At 64.7% G+C, this 4,207-nt stretch carries 4 protein-coding genes; 1 reads left to right on the top strand and 3 read right to left on the bottom strand.

What is annotated here, in order from left to right; translation table 11 throughout:
* From EOA85_RS29140 to EOA85_RS29130, 3 genes are all read right to left on the bottom strand, one after another.
* On the bottom strand, positions 1–1,015 hold a 1,015-nt coding region (locus EOA85_RS29140), incomplete at its 3' end, for a P1 family peptidase (protein WP_164759952.1).
* A gap of 57 nt (positions 1,016–1,072) precedes the next feature.
* The gene (xseA, locus tag EOA85_RS29135) at positions 1,073–2,638 is read right to left on the bottom strand and encodes an exodeoxyribonuclease VII large subunit (protein ID WP_127212062.1); all 1,566 of its coding nucleotides are present in this window, start codon (positions 2,636–2,638) and stop codon (positions 1,073–1,075) included.
* A 73-nt stretch (positions 2,639–2,711) separates the two neighbouring features.
* A complete protein-coding gene (locus EOA85_RS29130) occupies positions 2,712–3,668 on the bottom strand; it encodes a LysR substrate-binding domain-containing protein (RefSeq protein ID WP_127212061.1) in 957 nt (318 codons plus the stop codon).
* A 223-nt stretch (positions 3,669–3,891) separates the two neighbouring features.
* Between EOA85_RS29130 and EOA85_RS29125 the strand changes: the two genes are divergently transcribed.
* Positions 3,892–4,182, top strand: a complete 291-nt coding sequence (locus EOA85_RS29125) for a DUF1127 domain-containing protein (protein WP_127212060.1) — start codon at positions 3,892–3,894, stop codon at positions 4,180–4,182.
* Positions 4,183–4,207: the final 25 nt, after the last annotated feature.

Genomic DNA, 4,207 nt, shown 5'->3' with positions numbered 1-4,207 from the left:
CCTCCTCCACGCTCTCGATCACGGCGTCGAAGAACGGATCGATGTCGGTATCCGGGATAAAATCGGCGCTGGCGATGCGGCCTGACGGCGCCAGTGCCGCCTCGCGGTTGGCGGTCGAAAAGGCCAGGAAAATATCGCCCGAGCTATGATAGCCGAAGCCGCCGGTCATGGCGACGCCGAGCGGCGCCCGGCGGGCCAGCCGCTTCAACTGATGCGGCATGAACGGCGCATCGGTGGCGACGATCCCGATGATTGAGCCCTTTTCGGCGCGCGGCGTGCTTTCGCGGATAGCCGGTTCCACGAGATCGGGCCCGGCACGCAAGCCGCGAATGACAAAATTGCTCCGCTTGCCGAAATTCGCCTGCACGAACGCGCCGACCGTGTAGCGCCGGCCGTGCCATTCGACGAGGCGCGATGCCGTGCCGGAGCCCGCCTTGAAACCGAAGGCGATCATGCCGGTGCCGCCGCCGACGCTGCCTTCCTCGATCGATGCTCTGGTCGCGCCATCGAGTGCCGCGGCGACATGCTTGAACCTGAGATGGTGGCCGTTGATGTCGTTCAGGAAACCGTCATAGGTTTCCGCCGCCACCGGCAGGCCCCAGCCGCTGTCGAGCGCGGCCGGCAGCACGCGCTGCATCCAGCGCAGCGTTGCGTCGCGTGAAACGCCGCAGGAATGCGTGTTGGTGATGGTGATCGGAAAATTGAAGGCACCGGTTTCCTCGATGATGTGCGAGCCGGTCAATTCGCCATTGCCGTTCTGGCTGAAGATGCCGGCAAAAACCGGCGTGGCGAGATCGGCGCGCGGTCTCGGCAGGATAGCACTCACGCCGGTGCGCACCGGTCCCTTGCCGACCACCAGCGCACCATCGCCCAAAATCAGCGTCGAATAACCGACCGCAACGCCAGCCACATCGGTGATGGCGTTGAACGGCCCAGGCGTGCCGTCAAAACTTATGCCGAAGGCTCGCGCGCGTGGCCTGCCGGAAGGCGTCGTCTGGTGATGATTGTCGGTCATGCGGGCTCAGAAATCATAGGCACTCAGAAATCATAGGCACTCAGAAATCATTGCCACTCAGAACAGGGAGCCTTGATTGCCACGCTCCTTGGCTTTGGCGGCCGGCTTAGCAGTTGTTTTCGGCCGCGCGGCACCGCTGGTCGCAACCGCATCGGCGGTCCCGTCGGCAAACTCCAGCGAAAGTGCCATACCCGGCACCACTTCCGCCGCTTGCTTGATCACCGCGCCGTCGGCGTCTTTCACCAAGGCGAAGCCACGCGCCAACACCGCCTTGTGCGACAGCGTGGCCAGCAGCCGGTCGGCCTGGGTCAATTTCCCGCGCAAGCGCTCGAGCCGTACGGAAATCACCCGGTCCTGTCGCCGCGACAGCGCCGCCAGGCCATCTGCCTGCAATTTCTGCCGCCTTGCGATCGGCGCCGGCGACAGCCGCGCCGCGGCGCGCGAAAACCGCGTTCGCCGCTCGCGCACGATGGCGAAGAACGCCGCCTGCGCACGGGCGAGGTCGCGGCCGGCCAGCGTGCGGGCCTCGTTCATGCGTCGCGACAGGGTGGCCGGCGTCAGCCGCTGCGCTTGAAGCCTAGCTCGCTTGCGCTGGACGCTGACGGACAGCGCCCGGCCCAGCCGGCTGGTCGCCTCGTCGAAACGCCGGCGCGGCAGCGCCAGCAACTGGTCGGGCGAGGGCAGCGCCCGGGCAGCGGCACGGACCGCCTGGCGCTTGCGCTCGAAATTGCGCGATGCCGCGGTCTTCAGCCGCGCGCCAAGACCGGCAAGCGTCGCTTCGAGGTCGACTTTGACCGGCACGGCGATCTCAGCAGCCCCCGTCGGTGTCGGCGCCCGCACATCCGCCGCCAGGTCGATCAGCGTCCAGTCCGTTTCATGGCCGACAGCGGAGATCACCGGAATGCGCGAGGCGGCGACGGCGCGGGCCAGCCCCTCGTCATTGAACCCCCAAAGGTCCTCCAGGCTGCCGCCGCCGCGCGCCACGATCAACACGTCGGGGTGCGGAATAATGCCATCCTGCGCCAGTGCGTTGAAGCCGTTGACGGCAGCGGTCACTTCGGCGCCTGCCGTCTCGCCCTGCACCCGCACCGGCCAGACAAGCACGTGCAGCGGAAACCGGTCCTTGATCCGGTGGATGATGTCGCGAATGACGGAGCCTGTCGGCGAAGTGACGACGCCGATGACGCGCGGCATGAATGGCAGCAAGCGCTTGCGGCCGGCATCGAACAGGCCTTCGGCCTGCAGCCGGCGCTTGCGCTCGTCCAGCAGCGCCATCAGCGCTCCGGCGCCGGCCGGCTCCAGATTGTCGATGACGATCTGGTAGTTGGACTTTCCAGGATAGGTGGTGAGCCGGCCGGTGGCGATCACCTCCATGCCCTCTTCGGGGCGGAACTTCAGCCGGCTCATCGTGGTCTTCCAGACCACGGCGTCGAGCCGTGCGCGGTCGTCCTTCAGGCAGAAATAGGCGTGGCCGGAGGAATGCGGCCCGCGATAGCCGGATATTTCGCCGCGCACCCGCACATTGCCGAAGACGTCCTCGACCGTGCGCTTCAGCGCGCCGGAAATCTCGCTCACCGTGTATTCGGTGGCGTTGGTGCGTGATTCGGATACTGCGTCGCTCATTGGCCGATTGGGGGGCGGTTGTCCGTCCGCGTCAAGACGGGTGTGTCCTGTGCCGGCCAATTGCGGGGGTTTTTCACCAGCCCGGCGAGATCTGGTTCGGCTTGGTCCGCTTCGTCTTAGAGAAGGCAAATGCCGCGAAGTCGAAGCTTCCCGTATCTTCGCCGAGCGGCACGGAAATATTGTCGAGGCTTTCCGAAATGTGGCGGGCCAGCGCATCGACGATCTCCGGCCGCGACGTCTGGCCACGCATGATGCCGATGCGGCAATCGGGCAGGGCGCCGAACCCGTCGGCGTCGCCCAGAACCCGCATGCCGGGCCGCAGCGCGCATTCCGGCAGCACCGAGATCGCCAGGCCGGAAAGCACCGCGGCGGTGATGACGGTTGCCGAGAAGCTGGTGAACAGGATGCGGTAGTCGCGGTTCTGCCGATCGAGCACGTCGACGGCAGCCCGCCGCCAGATGCAGTTCGGGCGGCCGAAAGCCATCGGCAATGTGTCCTGCTCATGTGTCGCGTGGTTGGCCGAAGTGACCCACAGCAGCGGTTCGCGCCGCACCACTTCCGACTGACCGTGCGCGTCATTATGCGTCACCAGCGCCAGATCGAGATTGCCGCGCTTGATATGCTCGACCAGCCCCGGCGTCGGCTCGCAGATGACGGTCAGCTCGACACGTGGATTGGAACGGGCGAAGCGGGCCATGATCTCGGGCAGGAAGCGATCGGCATAGTCGTCCGGCGTGCCGATGCGGATCGTGCCTTCGAGCCGCCGGTCGTCGAAGGCGGCCAGCGTTTCCCGATTGAGGAACAGCAGCCGTCTTGCGTAGGAGAGCAGCCTGTCGCCGTCCTCGGTAAGCCTGTTGGTACGCCCGTCCTTTTCGAACAGTGGCTTGCCGATCCGCTCCTCCAGCCGGCGCATCTGCATGGACACCGCCGACTGGGTCCGATGCACCTCTTCTGCCGCGCGGGTAAAGCTGCCGGTGTCGACAATCGTGACGAAGGTCTGCAACTGATCGAGATCGAGTGGCGCTTTCATCGGTCCAATCCATCACTGCTGTTGATGCTAAAGATTAGAAACATTCGTTGGATTAATCAATCGAACGATGGCAAATTTACGATTGTCCACATCAAGGCAATGCATGTCACCTAAAAGCGGTTTTAGGACGACGACATGCATCTTGTAAGTGAATCGGGACCGGAACGGCCGCTGTTGCCAGCGCCGATCACCTGTCTCGTCCGTTCGAATGAAGGAGACTGACATGGCTACGTTTGATTTCGCCACCGAGACTTCGCGCATTACGTCGCGTCCGGCTATTGCGACGCGCGTAGTCAACACCATCTCCAACGTCTATCGCGCCTGGAAAAACCGCCGCGCCTTCTATCGCCTTGGCGAGATGTCGGACTCCGAACTCGCCGACATCGGCTTGACGCGCGCCGATCTCCACGTCGCCATCGAGGTGCCGTTCGGCCGCGATCCAACCGAGAGGCTTCGAATCATCGCGGCCGATCGCACAGACACGATGGAGGGTATTGCCCGCAAGGTGGCATGATCGCGTTGTTGCGTGCCCTTTCGCG

Origin of the sequence: Mesorhizobium sp. M5C.F.Ca.IN.020.29.1.1 (assembly GCF_003997375.1) — a bacterium.
Taxonomy (GTDB): Bacteria; Pseudomonadota; Alphaproteobacteria; order Rhizobiales; family Rhizobiaceae; genus Mesorhizobium; species Mesorhizobium wenxiniae.
The sequence above is the reverse complement of the archived record's forward strand: the minus strand, read 5'-3'. Positions and strand labels throughout refer to the sequence as shown.